The sequence below is a fragment of the Shewanella sp. GJ50-10 genome (assembly GCF_055808815.1).
Genome location: NZ_JBVVSS010000001.1, coordinates 737,305 through 760,344, shown reverse-complemented (window position 1 = coordinate 760,344; position 23,040 = coordinate 737,305). Strand labels below are relative to the sequence as shown.

Sequence of the window (23,040 nt, the reverse complement as noted above, 5' to 3'; positions counted from 1 at the left end):
GTAAACCTCTATTTACCGCTCGCTATAGCTAAACCACTCGCTATCACTAAGCCATTTACTGTTTAAACAGCAATGTTCGACTTAAAAACTTGAATGATTTCAAAGTTCACTTCAGTATGAAACTGTATTTAAAAGTGGATAAACCGAATGGCACACAAATTTGACCTAAACCTGTTACGTATTTTTTCTGCCGCTTACGAGTCGCAGTCAGTGACACGGGCTGCAGAACATTTAGATTTAACTCAATCAGCCATCAGTAATGCACTTAATCGATTAAAAGCCAATGTAAACCAAGAGTTGTTTACTCGCACAGGTCGCGGTATTAAACCCACACAGTTTTCTGATGATTTATATCAACGCCTACAAAACCCGCTACTCGAGATCGAGAGTATGCTAGAAGGGATTGAGCAATTTGATCCCCTCACATCGACCAAAAGATTCACCATTTATTGTCACGAAGCCATGTTCCATCCACTTAGAAAAAACCTTGATATTAGCCTCAAGGACTTTGCGCCCTCAGTGACCTTAATGGAATTGCCTTCAAATGAACAAAGGATCTATGATGATTTACGCGATGAAAAGGTCGATTTAGTGATTGATGTTGGTGAGCCAGAAAGCCGTTTATTTCATTCAGAGCTTATCTTTAAGCAGCGGTTAAACTGTATCACTAGGCAAGACCACCCTCGAATTTCGCCGACTACCATTAGCAAAGAAAGCTACTTATTAGAACAACATGCCACCTATGATGTCACCCGAGTAAATCTTAAGTTTGTAGATTGGATAACTGACGAAGTTTTACCGCAGCGAACCATATATAGCCAACATAAATCACTGCTAGGTATGATTGCAGCGGTATCCTACAGTGATGCTATTGGTGTTGTGCCAGAGTCTCTTGCTCAGCAATATCAACAAGCTTTTAATCTGCAACTGCTTGAATTTCCTTTTGCTACTAAAGACTTCAATTCATACATGATTTCATTATCAAAAATGCAGAATAATCAAGCCACACTCTGGTTAAGAAGCATCATATTATCCACCATTCAGATATCACCATAAATGATATCTGCTATTAGTTAATACTGTTTTTAAAAATATGTAGTTTAGTAAAGTATACCCATATCGCGACTACGGACGAAGTCGCAACATGATTCAGGGATGGTAATGAGTCAGGGTAATACTATGAAAAAATCTATCATTGCAGTTTCAATTTTATCAATCATCTCTACTGGCGCTATTGCACATAATCACGATGAACATGCTGGCCACGCCCATGAACACGTTACAGCAGGAGCCCTTGCAACAGGTAAAGGTAAACCTGCATCGCAACATACAATTGCTGCCAACAAAGCACTCGCTGAAACACTCAATTTCGAAGATACCCGCGTGTTTGCAGACAACGATCGCGGACTCATTACTCCATTAGATGAAAAAACCAGTACACATCTACGGGATCGCTTCAAAGGCTTACACTCAGGTTTAGAAGCCCATGATTCATCACCAGATTCAGTCAACCCTTCTTTATGGCGTCAAGGCCAAGCTAACTTTTCAGCTGACGGTTTATACCAAGTAACAGAAGGTATTTATCAAGTTCGCGGTACTGACTTATCTTCAACCACTTTCATCAAATCAGATTCCGGCTGGATTGTTTATGATGTGTTGATGCACGACAAATCAATGGAAAGTTCATTAGACTTTTTCTTGAAAAATGTGCCTGAAGGTGGCGATGAGCCAGTCATTGCGATGATTTATTCACACTCTCATGCCGATCATTTTGGCGGCTCACGTGCAGTACAAAACCGTTTCCCTGATGTGAAAGTGTATGCACCGCATAACTTTGTAAAAGAAGTCGTCGATGAAAACGTGTTAGCTGGTAATGCTATGTCTCGACGCGCCGCTTTCCAATATGGCGCAACCTTAGGCGCTGCGTCACAAACAGGTATTGTTGATGCAGCACTGTCTAACGGTTGGTCGCAGGGCCTTGATCACAATATTACGCTCGTAGCGCCAGATGTCACCTTCCCATCAGGTGATGATCAAAAGTTCTATGAGTACAAAATTGACGGCGTGCCGTTCGTCTTTATGGACACTGCTGGCACAGAAGCGCCTTCAGGACATGTCGCTTACCTGCCAAAGCACAACACCATCTGGACTGGTGAAATGATTTACCAAGGTATGCACAATATTTATACCTTACGCGGAGCAAAAGTACGTGATTCACTTAAGTGGTCTAAAGATATCAACTTGATGATCAATGCTTGGGGCGGAGACATTGAAGTATTAATGGGCTCACACTCAGCGCCGCTTTGGGGCAATAGCAATATCGTTAGTTTTATGAAAGAGCAGCGTGACAACTATGGCTTTGTTCACAATCAAACACTGCGTTTAGCAAACGAAGGAATGGGTATTCAAGATATCGGTGCAACCATCGATAGCGAACTACCTGAATCATTAAGACAGCTTTGGCACACCAATGGTTATCACGGTACTTACAGTCACAATGCTCGCGCAGTTTACAACATGTACTTGGGTTACTTTGACATGAACCCAGCTAACTTAAACCGCTTAACCGTGAATGAAGAAGCGAAGCATTTTACTCAAGCATATGGCGGCTGTGAGGCGGGTTATACAACGGCTAAAGCGCAATTTGACGATGGTAATTACCGCTTTGCTGGTGTCATGCTGGACCATATTGTTCGTGCATGTGATGACTATACCGATGCACGTAAATTATTGGCAGATAACTGGGAGCAACAAGGTTATCAAGCAGAAGGTGCCGGCTGGAGAAATGTATTTTTAACTGGCGCACAAGAAGTGCGAGTGGGGACATTACCAGGCACACCTAAAACGCTATCTGCCGACGTTCTTTCTGAAATGACCGTCGAAAACCTACTTGATTTTATGGCTGTTAAAGTGGTCGCGAAAAAAGCAGAAGGTTTAGATTTTACTTTGAATATCAATGTGCCAGATATCGGTGAAAAGTTCTTTGTTGAACTATCAAATGGTAATTTGAATAACGTGCAGGTTAACGAATTTAAAACTGCCGATACCACACTTGAGATTAACAAAGCTGACATCAACCAAGTATTACTCGGTCAAACCACTCTAGCCGATTTAATCAAAGCAAATAAAGCGACGATAAAAGGTAATACCGAAGTAATGCAAACACTTGCTGACATCTCAGTTGAATTTGACGGCGCATTTGAAATCGTCCCTCGTCCAGCGAAAGGACAACAGGTCGATGCGGGCATCTATCAATAACCGCTATTGCATCTATCAATAACCGCTATTGCATGAAAGTCTAATTAACGATTTTTAAAGGCTTATAAAATGGTTCAACGACATCAGTCGCTGAACCATTTTTATATCTGTAAAACTCTACTAAATAATCGCTCAAAACGTATTCTTAAACCACTCCACAAATCTATTCCCCTATTGCTATACACGCTTATTTTGATTGAAGTCATTTCAAGTTACAGGCAATCCACATTTGAACACTGTTCAATAATCAACCACAAACTATTGATTTTATTTATGTTAATTTTTTGTGTTATACGACTAATGTCTGAGACTCAAATCGCTTTTAATGTTAGCTCTGCCAACTTGGTTCAGATAAGCTGGCTCTAAATTAGTCGACAACGCGCTTTTAGTGAGTGAACAACAGGAATGATATGAGCAGTAATTCTGAAGCAGTGCATGAACAAAAAAGTGCCGAGTTAAACGATCAGAGTCAACAGCAGACTTACCAGCAACAGCATAAATCCAGCTCTGAGTTTGAAAGTAGAGAACAATATTTAGAAAATGAACTGAAAATTATGGCGCCGAAACGCTGGCGTCCTAATTTACCAGTCAAAGATTATCGATTCGAACCAGAAGACTCTATTGCAGCTATGGCGGCAACTATCGGTAAGGTCGTGATGGTGGGCGCTATTGCGACTACTTTTGCGACTTCTCTTGGTCTTAATGAAAGCTTTATTTTAGAAAATGTGCGTTATGAGCTGATCATTGCCGCCTTCTTTATCGTCATTTTTTCAGGCTTTTTACTCCCAACGGCAAACCTTGCAGGAACCCATGGCCCACTTATCCCAATGATCCCCATTGTGGTCGCTGCAGGTGGTCACCCAATGGCATTTGGTCTGCTTATTGGTGCACTTGGCTTGATACTCGCCATCAGTAAAGGTGGCAGTATGCTAGCAAACCTCACCAGTAAAGGGGTTTGTGGAGGACTGCTGCTGTATCTCGGATTTGTCGGCACAGCGTCGCAAGTGAATAAACTCATTGCTTGGGCAAATGATATTGGTATGTCTCATATCGCTTTCATTGTGATTTTCTGCACCATCATATTGTATGCATTACTAGAGCATTGGCGTAAGCGCTGGTTAGCGGTGCCGCTAAGTTGTCTACTGGGTGGCACACTGGCATTTGCTTTAGGTGCGCCATTTGAATTTCACACCGAACCAGGTTTGCCTAACATGAACCCGATGTATTGGTGGGGTGAAGATACAGGCTGGATGCTGGGTTTACCGACATTAGAAAGCTTTATGGTCGTACTGCCATTTGCCATTTTAGCCGTAGCCATGTGGTCGCCTGACTTTTTAGGTCATCAAGTTTTTCAAAAGATTAATTACCCAGAACGTACTGAAAAAGTACATATGAACATTGATGACACCATGACCACGGCATCAATTCGTCAAACCATCGGCTCAATTATGGGCGGGGCAAATTTCACCTCATCTTGGGGCACATATATTGTGCCAGCGGCCATTGCAAAGCGCCCTATACCTGCAGGTGCATTACTGACTGCGCTGTTTTGCGTTATCGCCGCACTTTGGGGCTACCCGATGGATTTAGCCATATGGGAGCCGGTACTGTGTGTTGCATTAGTGGTTGGGGTATTTATCCCTTTACTTGAAGCAGGCATGGAAATGACCCGTGAAGGTAAAACCACTCAATCGGCAGCCATTGTGGTGTTTTCATCGGTATTGGTAAACCCTGCATTTGGCTGGTCACTGACTATGTTACTAGATAACCTTGGCTTAATTGGCTGTAAAGAGCGTAGCTCCAAATTAACCAAGATGAACCGCTGGATAGTGCCGAGCATTATGTTTGTAGTGTTAACAGGGGTCATGGCAGCAGTAGGGATTTTACCGGGAATACCGCCACTGATTTCGGGATTGAAATGATGACGATGAATCTCTATTAGCACTATAAAGCTAAAGTTAGTCATAATATTTTGCAGTTCTAACTCTATAAGCAAATACAAAAATGGTTCAGCGATATTATTCGTTGAACCATTTTTTATAGCTAGTGTAACTAGCTCAAATTTTCACTTCTAAACAAAGTGACGGTAAGCATAGTGAATATAACCCCAATGACTTTAACCAAAGTGGCTATAAAAAAGTGAGTTTAATCAAAGTGACTATAAACAAAGTGAGTTTAACCAAAGTGACTATAACCCCTATGACTAAAACCAAAGCCTATTAACTGCAGACTGTGATTTAAAAGGAATATTACGTTTAATTATGCTTTAACAGTAATCGCTGACACAGTTTGACAAAATCTGATGAGGTGACAATCCCTAGTACTTTATTTTGCTCATCAACCACAGGTAAGCAGCCTAACTTATTATCAATAAAGTACTGCACCACAATCGTTAACGGCTCATCTAAACCTAACTTTTGCACTTGGGTTTCCATGATATCGGCAATAGGTGTGTAACGCTCTTTTCTGTCTAATGCCCCTTGGCCGTATTTATTGAGCATAGTTAGCACACTGGCAATCATTTTTTTATGGGTCAACATTCCGATCAGTTGACCATCAGTTTCAGAAATAACAGGGAGGTGACGAACATTGCGGCTTTGCATTAATTGGTGGGCATCTTTCAAGCTTGCTTCATCGCTAATGCAAACGGGGTTTTGAGTCATAATATCGTGCACTTTCATCTTAATATTCCTTTATTAATCATTCATCCACATTAGCCAAACTCTGGATGAATGGCTAGCAATTTAACGAGCGGTTCATTAAAAGCTAACCAACAAAAAAGCCCTAATTGTGATGATTAGGGCTTTAGTGTTTTGGGCAATTTAAACAATACTATGATGCTTATATCAACTAGCTTTGGCTTTTATTAACTCGCTTTGGATTGGATTCTATAAGCATGTAGTAAAGGCTCGGTATAGCCAGATGGCTGAGCTTTACCTTTAAAAATTAAATCACACGCAGCTTTAAAGGCTATGCCGTCAAAGTTAGGTGCCATATTAATGTATTCAGCATCCCCTGCGTTTTGAGTATCGACCACAGCAGCCATCTTTTTCAGCGCGGCTAATACTTCTTCTTCGCTACATAAACCATGCTCTAGCCAGTTGGTGAGATATTGCGACGAAATCCGCAATGTGGCTCGGTCTTCCATCAAACCGACATTATTAATATCGGGTACTTTCGAACAGCCAACGCCTTGGTCAATCCAGCGCACCACATAACCTAAAATACCTTGGGCGTTATTTTCTAACTCAAAGGTGATTTGTTCTTTAGTGAGTGTGGTCGCTTCATCAAGTAACGGAATGGTCAGTAAGTCATCAATGCTGGCGCGCTGACGTTGCTTAATCTGTTGCTGAACTTCAACCACATTAATTTGATGATAATGAGTCGAATGCAAGACTGCACCATTTGGTGAAGGTACCCATGCAGTATTGGCCCCCGCTTTAGGATGAGCCATTTTTTGCTCTAGCATTGCAGCCATCTCATCAGGCATCGGCCACATACCTTTACCGATTTGCGAGCGGCCTTGTAAACCACATTCGAGTCCAATATCGACATTCCAGTCTTCGTAAGCGGTAATCCACTTTTGCTGTTTCATTACCGACTTTGGCACAAAGGCGCCAGCTAACATTGAGGTATGCAGTTCATCGCCAGTGCGGTCAAGAAAACCAGTATTGATAAATACCACACGTTCTTTGGCAACTCTGATGCACTCTTTAAGATTCAGTGTGGTTCGCCTCTCCTCATCCATAATGCCCACTTTAATGGTATTACGCGGCAAGTTGAGCACATCCTCTATCTTAGTGAATAAGTCACAGGTAAATTGCACTTCTTCTGGGCCATGCATTTTCGGTTTTACAATATTTATCGAACCTTTGCGACTATTACTACGGCCATTATTATTGCCATTGAGATCATGCATCGCCGCGAGCACAGTGATCATGCCATCAAGTATCCCTTCTGGCACTTCACAACCGTCTTTATCTAATACAGCATTAATCGTCATCAAGTGACCGACATTACGTACAAACAGTAAACTTCGACCGGGTAAAATCACCGGTTTATCAGCACTATTCGGTGCACAGTAAACACGATCGTCATTTAATTCTCTGACGATCTGTTTGCCACCTTTACTCAGTGAAGCCGATAAGTTGCCTTGCATTAAGCCTAACCAGTTACGGTAAACTTCTACTTTATCTTCCGCATCAACAGCTGCAACGGAATCTTCGCAGTCCATAATAGTAGTAACAGCTGCTTCAACTAATAGGTCTTTTATACCTGCTTTATCAGTGCTACCAATGACACTGCTAGGATCGATTTGCACCTCAATATGTAGAGCATTATTTTCTAGTAATACAGCGCTTGGCGCATCAGCATTGCCTTGATAGCCAACAAACTTGTCAGCTTGCGCTAAAGTTGTGTTTTCACCATTGGCTAGCTGCATTGTTAATTCGCCAGCTTCGATAAAGTAGCGCTTCACATCAACATGGCTGCCGGTAACTAACGGAGCGGCATTATCCAAATGTTGCTTAGCAAACGCGATGACTTTAGCGCCACGAACTGGGTTATATTGTTTAGTGAGCTCAGCGCCGCCCTCTTCTGATATTGCATCGGTGCCATAAAGTGCATCGTATAAACTGCCCCAACGTGCATTGGCAGCGTTAAGTGCAAAACGAGCGTTTTTGACTGGCACCACAAGTTGAGGCCCAGCTTGCGAGGCGATTTCATGATCAACATTTTCGGTGCTAACTTCAAAGGGATCGCCTTCAGGAACGAGGTAACCTATTTCGGTAAGAAATGCTTTGTATTGGGTCGCATCAAAATCTTTAGCAGGATGGTCAATATGCCATTGGTCAATTTGCTGTTGTAGGCGTTCTCTTTTTTGTAGCAGCTTGATATTGAGTGGAGAAAATTCGCTAACAATATCCTCAAATTTAGCCCAGAGCTCTGCTGAATCAATCCCTGTTTTGGGGCAAATTTCATTGTCCACCAATTGCCACAATTCTTCAGCTATTTGTAAGCCACCTACTTTAATACGTGCTGTCATTTAATATCCCTACCCTTAATTCCAGTGCGTTAACCGTAATATCAAGACCCAATTACAGGCCTAAACCCTTTCACTGTTTGCATCTAACTAATAACAGTTAACTCGCAGCAAGACTTTACTCTATATCAAACCAAGTTCATTTATCCAATTTATAGTTATTATCACCACTATTCACCAAAGATATGGACAAACGGCGTTTTTTGGTTAATTTACTACATATAAGTAACTAGAAATCAAAATATCGATAACCTTAAACTCCACCTCGATTGATCTCATCAGCCGTTTTAGTGATCAACTGACGCATCCATTTATGGGCAGGATTATGCTGTAGCAAAGGGCTCCAAGCCATTGTGAGTGCAATAGGTTGAATGATAAATGGCGGCGGAACGATACTGACACGATCATTATTTTCATGCTGACGAGCCATCTTACTTGGTATGGTTGCGATCAAATCTTGTTGCTCAGCCAACAAACAAGCCGCTTGGTAGTGGCGAGTAAAAATGGTGATTTGGCGTTTTACACCAATGCGAGTTAACGCCTCATCAACCCAACCTAAACGCTGCACATCATCAGGGTCCATTCCCACACCAACGCCCATACCTGTTTTACTCACCCACACGTGCTTAGCTTGTAAATAACTGTCTAGTGAAAACTTATCTAAAACAGGATTAGTCTTACTAATCAAACAACTAAAATCATCACTCCACAATACTTTTTGATGAAATGACTGCGGAATACTGTCGAAACGGTTAATAACCATATCGACTCTTCCTTGTTCTACATCAGGGAAACTGACGTCACTTGGGGTCATGATATCTAAAATGATGTTTGGCGCTTCAGTACGAAGCTTTGCAATTAGCGGTGGAATTAACGTCGCTTCAGCATAATCACTTGCCATGACACGGAAGACTTGTTCACTTTCTACCGCATTAAATTTGGCGCGTGGCTGTACGGCTTTTTCTAATCCAATAATCAACTCACTGATCGTGGGTTGTAATTCTTGCGCGCGTTCTGTCGGCGTCATCCCCTGGCTGGTTCTGATCAGTAACGGATCATCAAACAAAGTTCTTAAGCGTTTTAGGCCATTACTCATTGCAGGTTGGCTGATCCCGAGTTGGTCAGCAGCCTTAGTGACATTTCTTTCACGAAGTAAAACATCTAAATAAACAAGGAGGTTCAAGTCGATACGAGATACATTCATATGGTGAATACCGAAAATAGTAACTATAAATTAGACTTATTTAACCAAATCTAACTATTATTTTCAACGTAATCAATCGCCGCTAATCTATTTGTTAAAGGGATATACACATGACTAACTACAGAAGTAATATCGATGAAGCTGCTACCTTGATTAACTCAGAAGGTAGTGCATGGAATGCCATCAACCCAGAATCAGTAGCTCGCATGCGTCTACAGAATCGCTTTCAGACTGGGTTAGACATCGCAAAGTACACTGCTAAGATTATGCGTGAAGACATGGATAACTACGACAAAGACTCGTCGCAGTACACTCAGTCTCTAGGTTGCTGGCATGGTTTTATCGGCCAACAAAAAATGATCTCTATTAAGAAGCACCTGTTAACGACCAAACGTCGTTACCTCTACCTTTCAGGTTGGATGGTTGCCGCACTGCGCAGTGAGTTTGGCCCATTACCTGACCAATCAATGCATGAAAAGACCTCTGTCGCTTCACTGATTAAAGAGCTATACACTTTCCTTCGTCAAGCTGATGCCCGTGAACTAGGTGGCTTATTCCGCGAGTTAGACAATGCAACTGAAGCTGAAAAATCAGCAATTCAAGATAAGATTGATAACTTCGAAACCCACGTTGTACCGATTATTGCCGATATCGATGCAGGTTTTGGTAACGAAGAAGCCACTTATTTGATGGCGAAACAAATGATTGAAGCAGGTGCTTGTTGTATTCAATTAGAAAACCAAGTATCTGACGTTAAACAGTGTGGACACCAAGACGGTAAAGTCACCGTGCCACATGTTGAATTTTTAGCAAAAATCAATGCTGTTCGTTACGCATTCTTAGAACTAGGCATTGATGATGGTGTGATTGTTGCCCGTACCGATTCATTAGGTGCAGGTCTTACTCAAAAAATCGCTGTAACGAATGAAGCTGGCGATTTAGGTGAGCAGTACAACTCATTCTTAGAAGTTGAAGCAGTTGATACCGCTAAACTAAATAACGGTGACGTGGTATTCCAGCAAGACGGACAACTTGTTAAACCAGCTCGTCTTCCAAATGGTCTATTTAAGTTCCGTGCAGGTACAGGTGAAGAGCGTTGTGTACTTGATTGTATTACTTCATTGCAAAATGGCGCTGATTTATTGTGGATTGAAACAGAAAAACCACATGTTTCTCAAATTGGCGGCATGGTGAACGAAATCCGTAAAGTTATCCCAAATGCCAAGCTTGTTTACAACAACTCGCCATCGTTTAACTGGACACTTAACTTCCGTCAGCAAGTATTTGATGCAATGCAAGAAGCAGGACAAGACGTATCAGCTTATAACCGTGACCAGCTAATGAGCGTTGATTACGATAATACTGACCTTGCTGTACAAGCTGACGAAAAAATCCGTACCTTCCAAGCTGATGCAGCGCGTGAAGCGGGTATTTTCCATCACCTTATTACATTGCCGACTTACCATACTGCTGCCCTATCAACTGATAACTTGGCTAAAGAGTACTTCGGTGACCAAGGTATGTTGGGTTATGTTGCTAATGTACAACGTAAGGAAATCCGTCAAGGTATCGCCTGTGTTAAACATCAAAACATGGCTGGTTCTGACATGGGTGATGCACATAAAGAGTACTTCTCTGGTGACCAAGCTCTGAAAGCATCTGGTAAAGACAACACAATGAACCAGTTTTAAAAACGTTCATAGCGACAGTTGTTTGCGGCTAAGCCAGTTGCTAGGCCAGTTGCTAAGCGCTATCACTTGAGATGATATAACTGTAAAACAAACGCCTGAAGTCATTCTTCAGGCGTTTTCATATATTTGAAAAGCTCATACTTGCTAAGCTTATATTCTTTTGAATCCAAGTAAGCTTAGAGCCTTTCCCCTTCAAATTAACCCTCTATTCTTATCAGGCCTGCACATCCCTTGCGCTATGTTTATGAGTTTTTCAACAAAAAACCTACGTTCTTGCAGTCAAAATCAGCCTCTGAATTTTACTTCTGAAGGAATGATAAAATTAGATATGTGACACCTTACATCGTGCAAAATTGAATTTCTGAAAACCATAGGCTCCCACGTAACTTAACAGTAGGTTCGCCGGCGAAAAATAAAGTAACCAAAGTCAGACAGAAATATGAAGCCTCAAGCTTTACTCTAGCAAATCTTGAAGATTGCTATGTGCTAATGACAGCTTCCTGACTTATTTTGGTAATCAAACTGAGGTATCGACCAACGATATCTAATAGCTAACATTCTAAAGCAAAAACCAAAGATAACGGCAATAGAAAGGCTTACCCATTCAATCCCCCCGTTTAACTTCATCACCACATACAAAGCAGCTGTAGCTAAAGAGACTAATGCGTAAAGTTCTTTCTTAAACACAAGTGGCACCTGATTACACAAAATGTCACGAATAACCCCACCAAACACACCTGTAACGACTCCCATGACAATTGATATCTCGGCACTAAAACCTAACATTAAGGTTTTTTGAGCACCTACAATTGAAAAAACCGCTAACCCGATGGCATCAATAGCCAAGAATAACCTCGATAGATAGCGCATCAACGGTGCAATCATCACTGTAAGCAGTGATGCTGCGGCTATTGCTAGCAAATAATGGACGTTCTCTATCCATATAATGGGATAATTGCCGAGTAGCATATCCCGTAAAGTCCCACCACCAATCGCTGTGACACAGCCAATGATCACCACACCGAAAAGATCCATTTGTTTCTTACCCGCCGCCAAAGCTCCTGTCATTGCCTCTGCTAGGATACCAATGAACCACAAAGCACTAATTACTTTAACTTCTAACATAAAAATCTTAGCTAATAAAAAGAAACAAATTCTGCCTGCAACCGCCCTGAAAATACAGATATAAATTCTCAATAATCACATTAGATATTCTAATGATACAAAATCAGAAGACAGCATTAAACAGAACAATAACACTATCATTAGAACAGTTATTTTAATGAGCTAAAAGTAAAAGTGAACATGAAATCAATAACTGATAAAAATACTCTGGTATGCGATTTATAGTATTATTAATAGATTTACGTATCGTAAATGTGATTAATTATCTCAAACAAAAAACGACCCTAAGGTCGCTTCTAAAATTTATAAGTCACTAAACTTCAATGACGCTCAACGCACCATAATTGCGTCGCTGGCTATTATCGAATAGGCCCAAGTAGCGTTACTGCCGATAGTAAGACAAAAAAGCCGCTGCTTTTTGCCACGGAGTTGACTGTTGTCAAACTCCTTATTTCGATCCATGTAAAAAGTAACGGCTGATGCAGTATTACTGAGGTTAAATTGCAGCTAAACCATAATTGCGTCGCTGGCTATTATCGAATTGGCCAAGTTGCGTTACTGACGATAGTAAGACAAAAAACGACCCTAAGGTCGCTTCTAAAATTTATAAGTCACTAAACTTCAATAACGCTCAACGCACCATAATTGCGTCGCTGGCGAAGATAAGACAATGAAGTTTGAGGTTTTCGCCGCGGAGTTGACTGGTGTCAATGAGCAGCGAAAACCTTAAACTGAGGCCGTATTATCAAGCCTAAGCAGCAATTAACCGACAAGTTAGAATTGGTACTTAACACTCGCAGTAAAATTAAGCGGCTCACCCGGCATAGTCCACAGCTTATGATACGAGCTTTCAAAATACTGCTCATCAAATAAGTTATTCACATCAAACATTACACTGAATTTACTGGTGAGATTTACCGCTGCTGATAAGTTCACTAACGTATATGCTGGCAAAATATAATCAGGATCGGTTGTCTCACCTAAACGATCGCCAACGTAATTAACAGTGGCGCCGAAGTAAGCTTCTTTACCCATGATGTCAGTGTAATGTCTTAAGGCGATATGACCCACATGCTCTGCGACGTTAATTAAGCGCGAACCTTTAGGAATTGGCACCCCCCAATCATTATCAATCAAGTCTTTTGCGGTTCTTGCATCAGTATAAGCGTAAGCTAAGTCGATACTCGTATCAGCCGTTAGCTGAGTACTTAGCTGAAATTCAACACCCTGACTTTCAACTTCGCCTAAGGTAGCTGATAGCCCAGTATCCGGCTCTGCAGTTAACATATTAGTTTTACTAGCATCATAAAGCGCAAGACTACCCGAGAACCTATCAGCAACATTTTGCCATTTAAGACCGATTTCGAATGATTTAGTGGTCTCTGGATCAAATGCATTTCTGTCTGAATCGAGTCCTGGATTAGGCCTGAAACCTTCTGCATAGCTGGTGTACGCATTGATGTTGTCAGCTAATTCATAAACTAAACCAAAACGAGAAGATACCTCGGTATGCTCTTGCTCTTGTGACTCATTATCAAGTTTATTTAATATTTTTTGATTAAATTGATCGACTCTAAAACCCACTAATAATTTGGTTCTATCAGTTAATTCAATCAAGTCTTGTGCATATAAACCAAGCCCTTCTTGCTCCTCAGAGGTTAACGTCGTTGGCTCAGTTTCAGGCTGATCCATGGTGTAATCAGGGTTATTAGGATCAATTGCATAAGTTGTATCACCTGACCCCCATGCCGTTCTCCATACCCTGTAATCTGTGTCTAATTGGTAGTTATAGTAATCTACCCCGACCAATAGATTATTTTTAAAGCCACCGAGTGTTACATCACCACTGATTTCAAAACGTGCAGACAAGTCTTGCGCCTGATAATCACGCTCTCTTCGTTGTCTTGATAACAAATCAGGATCTGTATAAATCAGCTGACGGCCATCAGATAGCTCAGCATCTGAAGACTGGCCTTTAAAAGACGAGTCTCTATAAGCTAAGCCCGTTAATAAGTGCCAATGATCATTTAACTGGTGATTTAGAACTAATTGATGGCCTAGTGCCTCAACGGTGTGCGCCCCGTCTCGGGGATCACCATAGAAAGCAGAAGTATCGACTGAATCGAAGTCGTTATCTAATACGTATACACCACGATCTAATGGTTTTTTCTGATTAAGAATTTCCATTTCGTAGCTTAAACTCGTCGTATTAGAAATATTCCATAATAAAGATGGGCTTAGATTAAGGCTTTCAACATCAACATGGTCGCGAAATGTATCAGAATCCTCATAGAAGCCGTTGATACGGTAAGCAACATTGTCAGTCAGCCCTTTAGTGTGGTCAAACTCGACTTGTTTGGTATCGAAGTTACCTAAAGTGCCCTGAATATAACCTTGCTCTTCAAACTGCGGCTTTTTAGTGATGATATTAACTGTACCGCCCGGCTCACCTTGTCCATACAGTGCCGAACCCGGTCCTTTCATCACTTCAATCGTTTCAATATTGGCCGTGTTGCGATTACCGTTATAACCGCGAGAATTAAAGCCGTTAACTAAGTAACCAGTTGGGTTATTTTCGTCCCCTGAAAAACCGCGAATAGCAAAGCTATCAAACATACCGCCTGAGTTATTTTGTCTTACGATACTCGGCGAATAATCCAAGGCATCCATAAAACGCGTAATACCTTCATTTTTAATGGTATCTGCATTAATACGATCAACAGCTTGCGGAGTATCAATCAACGGCACATTGCCACGGTATGGCTGCCAATGCCTGTTTACCTCAATGCGCTCAATATCATCATTAATTTCAGACGGTTGCTCAATAATATCTTGTGCCAATGCGCCATTAGAAATGACAATTAATGAACATAAAAGGTGCTTTTTCACGTACTTTTCTCTTATATAGGGAACAAATTTTGCGCTATGTTACAACATATCATTTATTGCAGTCAAAGATAGATTAATGACTCAAACGCTGTGACTTAATGGCTCAAATTAAAAAAGCGCTTTGCCTGCATTCGAGCAACCTACCCAGTCTATTGCTAATCCACTTTCTAAAACCAATAATTGAGCCAGAAAAAAATCATCGCTTTGTGGCGCTTTGAGCATAATTAAAGATACATAAACAAAGACAGGAATCAAAAACTTTTACTTAATTAAAACAACAGCTTGAAACCATTAAAACCAGAGACCGACATATTTTTAAAACATAGAATTGAATTTATTCTTCTACTTAATCTAACCTTCCTTAATCATTTCTAGTTATTTTCAATGGTTAATATTCAGGCCATTACTTTGTACTCTCCTATTATTTCAGGATAATTTTTTGTTGATTTTTTATCCCGCTAATTACTATAGTAAATAGCGATGTAACCGCTTTCATTTTAATGATAAGTAGAAAATATGAAATTTCTCTTTGTTTTATTTTTAGCCTTATTCTCCTTGGCAGCTTGTCAAAGTCCAAGCCAAATTTCTGCTACTAATAAAAAGCAAAAATCGATGACTCATTCGGCCGTGTCTGTTGATAAAACCAAGAAAATATCTAGAGAAAGCTATGCTGATAAGCTTTATGGTTTTTGGCTAGGGCAGTCTATTGCCAATTGGACAGGCCTAGTGACTGAAATGGACAAGATTGGTGATATTGGCGAGCTAAAAACAGGTGATTTTTACACCCGTGATGATTGGGGTACGCCAGATCAACCAAGTATTTGGGGACAAGGAGTTCCCAGCGACTTATCAACAAACATTGATTTTGTTTTCCGAAATCCAGGAGAAGTATGGGGCTCTGATGACGATACTGACATCGAGTATATGTATCAATATCTACTAGCAACCCATAACACAAGCATGCTCACTCCTGAACAAATCCGAGATGGTTGGTTAAAACATATTAGGCATGATGAAGAAAATTACTTATGGGTTTCAAACCAACGAGCTTTTGATCTGATGAATCAAGGTATGTTGCCACCGGAAACAGGGAAGCCTAGCAATAATGAACACTTTGACATGATAGATGCTCAGCTAACCACTGAAATTTTTGGACTTTTCGCCCCAACTAGACCAGACATAGCACTAAAAATAGCTGATTTACCTATCAAAACAACAGCAAGTAAAGATGCTGAATACATAGCTAAATTTTATGTCGTGATGCACTCATTGGCATCATCTGTAGACCACACTATGCCAATTAAGGAACAAATGACATGGATGGCAACTCAAGCTCGACAAGTGTTGCCTAATGCTACCTATGCAGCAGCTATGTACGATTACGTCACCCAATTACATAACTCCGGTATCCCTTGGGAACAAGCAAGAGATTTAATATATCAGCGTTACCAAGTTAATCAGCAAGATGGCTATGATATGACGTCCCGAAAGCTCTATTGTAATGGCTGTTTTGCTGCTGGAATAAACTTTGCTGCCAGTATCATCAGTTTGCATTATGGAGAAGGAGATATAAAAGAGACCATTAAAATTGGCTCATTAGCAGGCTGGGATTCAGATAACCCTACTGCAACATGGGGAGGGCTAATCGGTTTTATGGTAGGTAAAGCTGGGGTAGAAAAGGCTTTTGATAGGAAATTTGCAAATCAGTTTAATATCCACCGCACTCGGCAAAACTTTCCCAATGAAGGCATTGATACTTTTGAAAACATGGCAGATACAGGCCTTCAAGTCGTCGATAATGTAGTCATTGAAATGATGGGAGGCACTATTGAAAATAATATGTGGATCATTCCAGTAACTGAATGATGTTAGCCGTTACTTTGATAAATTAATAAATTAATAAATTAATAAATTAATAAATTAATAAATTAATAAATTAATAAATAGATAACAGGTAAGCCACTGTAAAACTTACTATTATCGAAGTCCCAATAGATTATTCTGAAGTCAAAAAATTAAGGGCTGGTTCTAATCACTCATCAGAACTATAGAACGATATAAAAATGATATTTCCAACTTATCTTGGTTATTCATTATTTTTAAGGAGACTTTTAAAGTTTAAGAAGAACTATTTTACAAATAGTCTTTTGGCGTCATTCCAGTAGCTGATTTAAAAAAACGGTTAAAGCTAGATGGACAAGAAAACCCTAATCTAGCCACAATATCATTGATAGAATTTTTTTCTGATAAGAGCTGTTTAGCAAGCTCTGCTTTTTCTTCTGTCATGACTTGTCTAAAGGAAGTATTTTTATTCTTCATCAATCGCTGTAATGATCGAGTAGAGATATGACACTTTTTAGCAAGAGATACTACATTCCAGTTTTTATTTTCTATATTTTGACGACAATAACGACGTATCTTATCCATATTTGTTAGGTTTAACACGACATTAGTTGATGGGGCTTGTATCCAATAAATCGGAAAATTAATAGAAAAACTACTAGCTTGATGATCTGTTCTGCGAATTACGCAATGACTTTCAGGGAGCTTCAACGAAACTGTCGTTTGAACAATAACCTCTTCCGGATTGAAGCTTTCACCAGAAGAAACCCTTATCAATTCCAAGATATAACCACTTTTTATTTCATTAATAAATGAAGGATTCCCTTTAAATTTTCGGCTAACTTCTGCTCTACAAATAATTCTATCTCGGACCATATCTAGATGAAAACTTGTAAAATTTGATGTCCTAACTAGAGCACCAAAACAGTTCACGACTTCCTGTAAAAAGTTAACTTGGTTAGTATTATTAGCAATATCCTCATTCGCTAATTGCTGCCCAATCTCAAATCCATTAAAGCTACCTGATAAATATTTTTCAACTGATTCAAAATAGCTATACATTCTTTCTGCAAGAACTGGGGTTGAATCTAACGAGGGAATTAGCTTTACAGTTTGCTTTAACTGCTTTTCAGACAGCTTACTTTGCAATGCTTTTAGAACTCTTTCGTTATATGAATTATGTGAATAAAAAAGCATTGCCATTTAAATACCTCATTAGTTTCCAAAATCAAATTACAAATTGCTTATTTGAACCAAATTTATACAGAAATTCATCTAAGAAAACATCACAACCGAACCGATTGCGCCGCATAAAAACTCTACTGTCGTAAAGTGTTAATTGGCATTGTTCATCATTTTTGCCCTACATATACTGCGAAAAAATATAACTTTCAATAAAAATTAATCGCTTTTTTCGCTGAAATACTTTTATTCGGGGAGCATGAATCCTCCCGAATGGTGAAACAGACGACCTTAGTAAATTATTTTGTTGTATTTAAATTTATGTATATGTCAGTACGAATATTCAAAATAAAGGACTACTTAAATGAGATGGATTCACGTTAATAAAAATAGGTAATGTAAATAATGAAAAAGCTAATTATAGCTTCTTTAATAGCGACAGCTATGTTCGGATGTAGCAACGATGATAATGATGCGCCAATTGTCAATGTGGACCCTGTTATTAATCCAGAAAATATCATTGGTACTTCAGAGATTCAAATCAATCGAGATGGTACGGTTTCGTATCGAGTAATTGAACCAGTGAGTAATATTGATTCTCGAGAGTTAACTAAAGGCAATCCTGTTGGAGCCTATATTCCTGCCGATGAACTCAAGTCTGTTCAGCTAAAACATTTACATAAACCAATTATTGAAATTGCAAATGAAGATGGCTCTGAAAAAAATTATGATTGGAATGTCCACATTATTATGAAAAGTGGTGCTCAATTAGTTGTTAACGCGATTGGGTCATACGAGTTCAGCGAAATGGGCGTTACAACCGTATACGGCGATTGGGAAGATGTAATCTTGCATCATGGTAACGAAATCATGATGAGCGATTATGCATTAAATACTGGTGAAGTTGGAGTAGCCTATATAGGCAACTATTTTTATATCTCTAACCCTGAAGGAGACTTGGTAGGAACTGTCGAAACTATTCGTGAATTTACACCATATATTCCTCACGATGTAATTCTTCCTCCATTACCAGGAGAAGGTTCACCAATTACTGACCCATCACCAATTCCGTGCGATGAAAATGAATTCTGTAACCCAGTAACAGATCCTGAAGATGAGCATGAGATAACATTGCCGCCTAATGAAGGAACACCAATTACAGATCCATCACCAATTCCTTGTGATGAAAATGAATTTTGTAACCCAGTAACAGATCCTGAAGATGAACATGAGATTTCACTGCCGCCTAATGAAGGGACACCAATTACAGATCCTTCACCAATTGAACCTTGTGATGAATTGGTATTTTGTAAGCCTATACAGGACCCTGATGAAGAGGCAGGCTTATTACCACCCGTGACTATTCCTGTGCACGATATTAGATTAGTGCATGATGCGGAAAAAGTTGAAGTAAATACAGACGGCTCTTTACTTATTTCAGTAAAAGAAGACCAACGATTTACTCTTTATACACCAGTGAATTCTTTAGAAAAAAATGCAACATTAGCTTACTACGCCGAACCTATTGTTGATATTAAAGCTATCAATCAACCTGATGTATGGTTCATTAATGTGTATTTAGAAAAAGAAGGTAAGAAAACTACGTTGACTTATAACGCTGACGGAAGCGTCAAGCATAATGGGGTTTCATATACTAGCTGGAATGAAGCTCTCTCAGTATTAAGTGACTATGTTGTTCGCACAGATTATCGTGAAACTACTGGTATTAGCTCACTACGCTTAGGTAACTTTATGTTCCGCTCTTCATCAACTAATCAAGTAGTAGAAGATAGTTATACTATTTCACAATACAACGTGGCAGATGAGTATCAAAAACCAAAACATTACGGCTATGCTTTAAACAAAGTAGAGTTTATTGGTGATATTATTGAAGTGACCACTGGTGATAAAGTCGACTTTCGATCTAAGTACCCTGCATTAGCATTTAATGTTGAAAAACCTGTGACGCCATCGGTTTCTGATGGTTGGATCAATGTATATACCACAGTAAATACACTGGCCATCAACATTGATGGTCGAGTGCAAGACAACGAAACTAAATTAGTTTACGACTCAGTTGAAGATTATTTAGAACAAGAAGAAGCAGAGTTACGTCCAACATACCCTTGGGCAGCCTCCCCATTTAAAACATCTTATGTTTGGCGCTTGGCAACAGAAGCTTCTGAGCCACTATTCAACTCGAAAGCGACTTTGACAATTGAGCAATAATTAATTCAAATTCGTGATTAAAACTATCATTAAAAACCACTCTTCGGAGTGGTTTTTTATAAACTTGATCTCTACTTTTCCAATGAAGCATTGATACTTTTGAAAACATGGCAGATACCGGCCTTCAAGTCGTCGATAATGTAGTCATTGAAATGATGGGAGGCACTATTGAAAATAATATGTGGATCATTCCAGTAACTGAATGATGTTAGCCGTTACTTTGATAAATTAATAAATAGATAACAGGTAAATCATCCCTGTCGAGCCCTATCTGTTTAAGGAGAGCTCAATAATTTAAAGAGAAGGTCGACTTAATACGGGGCAACTAAAGACAACCGATACTGCTAACTTTGATTAAAATTGCAGTACATAATAACCAATAAATTTAAATGTCCATCATAAAATCTGGCACAAACCTCAGCCAACCAGAATTTACCAATCCCAAAATAACACTTCAACACCTTGACTATAAAGCCAAAAATTATCAAACAGAATTATCAAAATAACTAGCTCAGTCGCTACGCTTGAATCATTAATCAAACACTCCTTCAAACTACACATTAGAGTTTATGCACGAAACTTGAATAACGTCGTCAAATCAAAAAAAATTCAGTTTACTCTCAGTTAGTATTTTAATTTAAACGAATTGTGTTATAAATGAACTACAAAGTTAACAAAAACAGCTTAATGTTAATTAAATGCAACACTTACACATTCCCGAGGTTAGTTGATGTGGCTCCAATAAATGGCCAAGTACAGTATGAATTTTGAAGCCTCTTTGTGAACTAAAAATAGCGTTAACAAGCTAAACCCGGGTCCTAAAGATTACTGCGCCATTAGATTTCAGTAAGTGAGTTTGCAATAAGAAAAATTATAAAAAAGGAGTTTATATGAAGATTATCCAACTATTAGCGCTATCAATATTCACTCTCACTTTTTCACAGTCTGCCGCCTCTCAAAATGCTAAAGACCAAGAACAGTTCGTTTTATCTTCTTGCATGACACTACATAACCAATCGAAAATCACATCAACTGAACCATGTGCGTACTACATACAAGGTTTTCTTGCAGGAACCTTAAACACCACTCAACAATACGAGCTTAGAAAAAATTCTGAGGGGTTTTCAGAAAGGGCTTATCGAACTCGAGTCGGTAATAAAACATCAAAAATTATCCCTACAGAAGTCTGCATACAAGCTAATGAAACTCGCAAACAGCTAGTTGATAGAATCGTCGATGAAACAATAAACCACTTGTCACCATCCACTGACTCTTTGCAAGGATTGCACAACCAAATTTATCAGGCATTGGCCAAAGAGTCGTCTTGCCAACAGGATGATTAGCCAATCAATCAAATCACAATTCAGAGTGATAACACTCACCTAGGTTTAAGTAGCAGTTAACTAACACAAAGCAATAATCAATATGAAACAAGAAAATAAAAGCAGCGTTGTTCCGAGCCACCGGCTTATTCTGATATTAACACTCGCACTATTTTGGTGGATTAACTCAAATTACAGTAATCCACTTTTATTATCGCTGGGTGCAGGTTCAATCATGCTTGTGCTTTACATCACTCAAAAAATGGATGTGATCGATCAAGAAACTCACCTTGTTCGTCTCAATGCCAATATGTTGCGTTACATGCTGTGGTTAGTAAAAGAGGTCATTTTATCTAACATCAGTGTGGTTAAACATATCTGGATGGGTAACAAGAGTATCTCACCAACCCTGAGCACCATCGACACTCGCCAGTGCTCAGATATCAATAAAGTGACCTACGCCAACTCCATCACCCTAACCCCAGGGACGGTAGCGATTGACTTAATTGATGACCAAATAACCGTTCATGCCCTACATGAATCAGACATCGAAACACTAAAAGCCGGAGAGATGGATCGCCGGGTAAGGGAGCTTGAAAACTAATGTTAGCTGCTGCCACAATCGCCATTCTTGTTGTTATGTTACTTGCGATCATTCGCTGTATCGTCGGCCCTACTTTGTACGATCGCATATTAGCCTTCAACTTTTTTGGCACTAAAGCCATTCTGTTGATTGCAGTTTTAGGCTTTTTAATGGGACGTCCAGAGTTTCTCGACATTGCCCTTGTTTATGCCCTGATTAACTTTATTAGTGTCATTGGGGTGTTGCGCTATTCAGACTCTGCCGAGTTTAAAGTTGCTCCTTATAAACCCCGAACAACCAAGGAGGGTGAAGAATGAACCTCGCGCTAGAAATAATCAGTGGTTTATGCCTGCTCATTGGTAGTTTTCTTTGCTTTTCAGGTGGAATTGGGATTATCCGTTTTCCTGATTTTTACACCCGTATGCATGCTGTAAGCGTTACCGACACCTTAGGTGCAAGCTTAGTCTTGATAGGCTTAATGCTGCAAAGTCCCAATGGTTTAGTTCTTATTAAACTCATTTTGATCCTCGTATGTACGCTATTTATTAACCCATCTGCCAGTCATGCATTAGCTAAAGCTGCACTGCAAAATGGCCTGTTACCGCTACAGGGCAAACCTGACGAACAGGGAGGGAACAAGCCATCGAAGCCTTAGTAGATATAATACTATTAGT

At 39.7% G+C, this 23,040-nt stretch carries 16 protein-coding genes; 10 read left to right on the top strand and 6 right to left on the bottom strand.

Annotated features, from left to right (window positions below; genetic code table 11):
• Window positions 1-147: 147 nt before the first annotated feature.
• The 3 genes from AC0L4E_RS03050 to AC0L4E_RS03040 all read left to right on the top strand — a co-directional run bounded on the left by AC0L4E_RS03050 (window position 148) and on the right by AC0L4E_RS03040 (window position 5,180).
• Window positions 148-1,056: a LysR family transcriptional regulator gene (locus AC0L4E_RS03050; RefSeq protein ID WP_473677945.1), complete on the top strand. Its 909-nt coding sequence runs from the start codon at window positions 148-150 to the stop codon at window positions 1,054-1,056.
• A gap of 123 nt (window positions 1,057-1,179) precedes the next feature.
• Window positions 1,180-3,258: an alkyl/aryl-sulfatase gene (locus AC0L4E_RS03045; RefSeq protein ID WP_473677944.1), complete on the top strand. Its 2,079-nt coding sequence runs from the start codon at window positions 1,180-1,182 to the stop codon at window positions 3,256-3,258.
• A gap of 410 nt (window positions 3,259-3,668) precedes the next feature.
• Window positions 3,669-5,180 carry a DUF3360 family protein gene (locus tag AC0L4E_RS03040; RefSeq protein WP_473677943.1) on the top strand — a complete coding sequence of 504 codons (1,512 nt, stop codon included), beginning with the start codon at window positions 3,669-3,671 and terminating at the stop codon, window positions 5,178-5,180.
• Window positions 5,181-5,513: 333 nt separating this feature from the next.
• On the opposite strand, the gene AC0L4E_RS03035 is transcribed toward AC0L4E_RS03040, so the two are convergent.
• From AC0L4E_RS03035 to AC0L4E_RS03025, 3 genes are all read right to left on the bottom strand, one after another.
• A complete protein-coding gene (locus AC0L4E_RS03035; RefSeq protein WP_220753500.1) occupies window positions 5,514-5,939 on the bottom strand; it encodes a CBS domain-containing protein in 426 nt (141 codons plus the stop codon).
• A gap of 185 nt (window positions 5,940-6,124) precedes the next feature.
• Window positions 6,125-8,302, bottom strand: a complete 2,178-nt coding sequence (locus AC0L4E_RS03030) for a malate synthase G (protein ID WP_473677942.1) — start codon at window positions 8,300-8,302, stop codon at window positions 6,125-6,127.
• 250 nt (window positions 8,303-8,552) lie between these two features.
• Window positions 8,553-9,503: a LysR family transcriptional regulator gene (locus tag AC0L4E_RS03025; protein ID WP_473677940.1), complete on the bottom strand. Its 951-nt coding sequence runs from the start codon at window positions 9,501-9,503 to the stop codon at window positions 8,553-8,555.
• A 110-nt stretch (window positions 9,504-9,613) separates the two neighbouring features.
• Between AC0L4E_RS03025 and AC0L4E_RS03020 the strand changes: the two genes are divergently transcribed.
• Window positions 9,614-11,194 carry an isocitrate lyase gene (locus tag AC0L4E_RS03020; protein WP_473677939.1) on the top strand — a complete coding sequence of 527 codons (1,581 nt, stop codon included), beginning with the start codon at window positions 9,614-9,616 and terminating at the stop codon, window positions 11,192-11,194.
• A gap of 486 nt (window positions 11,195-11,680) precedes the next feature.
• Here AC0L4E_RS03020 and AC0L4E_RS03015 read toward each other — a convergent pair whose 3' ends face one another.
• On the bottom strand, window positions 11,681-12,319 hold the full coding sequence (locus tag AC0L4E_RS03015; RefSeq protein ID WP_473677938.1) for a trimeric intracellular cation channel family protein: 639 nt from the start codon (window positions 12,317-12,319) through the stop codon (window positions 11,681-11,683).
• A 774-nt stretch (window positions 12,320-13,093) separates the two neighbouring features.
• Window positions 13,094-15,208: a TonB-dependent siderophore receptor gene (locus AC0L4E_RS03010; RefSeq protein WP_473677937.1), complete on the bottom strand. Its 2,115-nt coding sequence runs from the start codon at window positions 15,206-15,208 to the stop codon at window positions 13,094-13,096.
• 612 nt (window positions 15,209-15,820) lie between these two features.
• Here AC0L4E_RS03010 and AC0L4E_RS03005 point away from each other — a divergent pair.
• Complete coding sequence (locus tag AC0L4E_RS03005; protein ID WP_473677936.1) at window positions 15,821-17,074, top strand: ADP-ribosylglycohydrolase family protein; 1,254 nt, start codon at window positions 15,821-15,823, stop codon at window positions 17,072-17,074.
• Between the two features lie 267 nt (window positions 17,075-17,341).
• Here AC0L4E_RS03005 and AC0L4E_RS03000 read toward each other — a convergent pair whose 3' ends face one another.
• Window positions 17,342-18,253: a helix-turn-helix transcriptional regulator gene (locus AC0L4E_RS03000; protein ID WP_473677935.1), complete on the bottom strand. Its 912-nt coding sequence runs from the start codon at window positions 18,251-18,253 to the stop codon at window positions 17,342-17,344.
• Window positions 18,254-18,676: 423 nt separating this feature from the next.
• Here AC0L4E_RS03000 and AC0L4E_RS02995 point away from each other — a divergent pair, with 423 nt between their 5' ends.
• From AC0L4E_RS02995 to mnhG, 5 genes are all read left to right on the top strand, one after another.
• The gene (locus AC0L4E_RS02995) at window positions 18,677-20,461 is read left to right on the top strand and encodes a hypothetical protein (RefSeq protein ID WP_473677934.1); all 1,785 of its coding nucleotides are present in this window, start codon (window positions 18,677-18,679) and stop codon (window positions 20,459-20,461) included.
• Between the two features lie 890 nt (window positions 20,462-21,351).
• On the top strand, window positions 21,352-21,804 hold the full coding sequence (locus AC0L4E_RS02990; protein ID WP_473677933.1) for a hypothetical protein: 453 nt from the start codon (window positions 21,352-21,354) through the stop codon (window positions 21,802-21,804).
• Window positions 21,805-21,886: 82 nt separating this feature from the next.
• A complete protein-coding gene (locus tag AC0L4E_RS02985) occupies window positions 21,887-22,387 on the top strand; it encodes a Na+/H+ antiporter subunit E (protein ID WP_473677932.1) in 501 nt (166 codons plus the stop codon).
• The gene (locus AC0L4E_RS02980) at window positions 22,387-22,683 is read left to right on the top strand and encodes an MrpF/PhaF family protein (RefSeq protein WP_473677931.1); all 297 of its coding nucleotides are present in this window, start codon (window positions 22,387-22,389) and stop codon (window positions 22,681-22,683) included. The genes AC0L4E_RS02985 and AC0L4E_RS02980 overlap by 1 nt, the downstream gene beginning before the upstream one ends.
• Window positions 22,680-23,021: a monovalent cation/H(+) antiporter subunit G gene (gene mnhG, locus AC0L4E_RS02975; protein ID WP_473677930.1), complete on the top strand. Its 342-nt coding sequence runs from the start codon at window positions 22,680-22,682 to the stop codon at window positions 23,019-23,021. Before AC0L4E_RS02980 ends, mnhG begins: the two co-directional genes overlap by 4 nt.
• The last annotated feature ends 19 nt before the right edge of the window (window positions 23,022-23,040 follow it).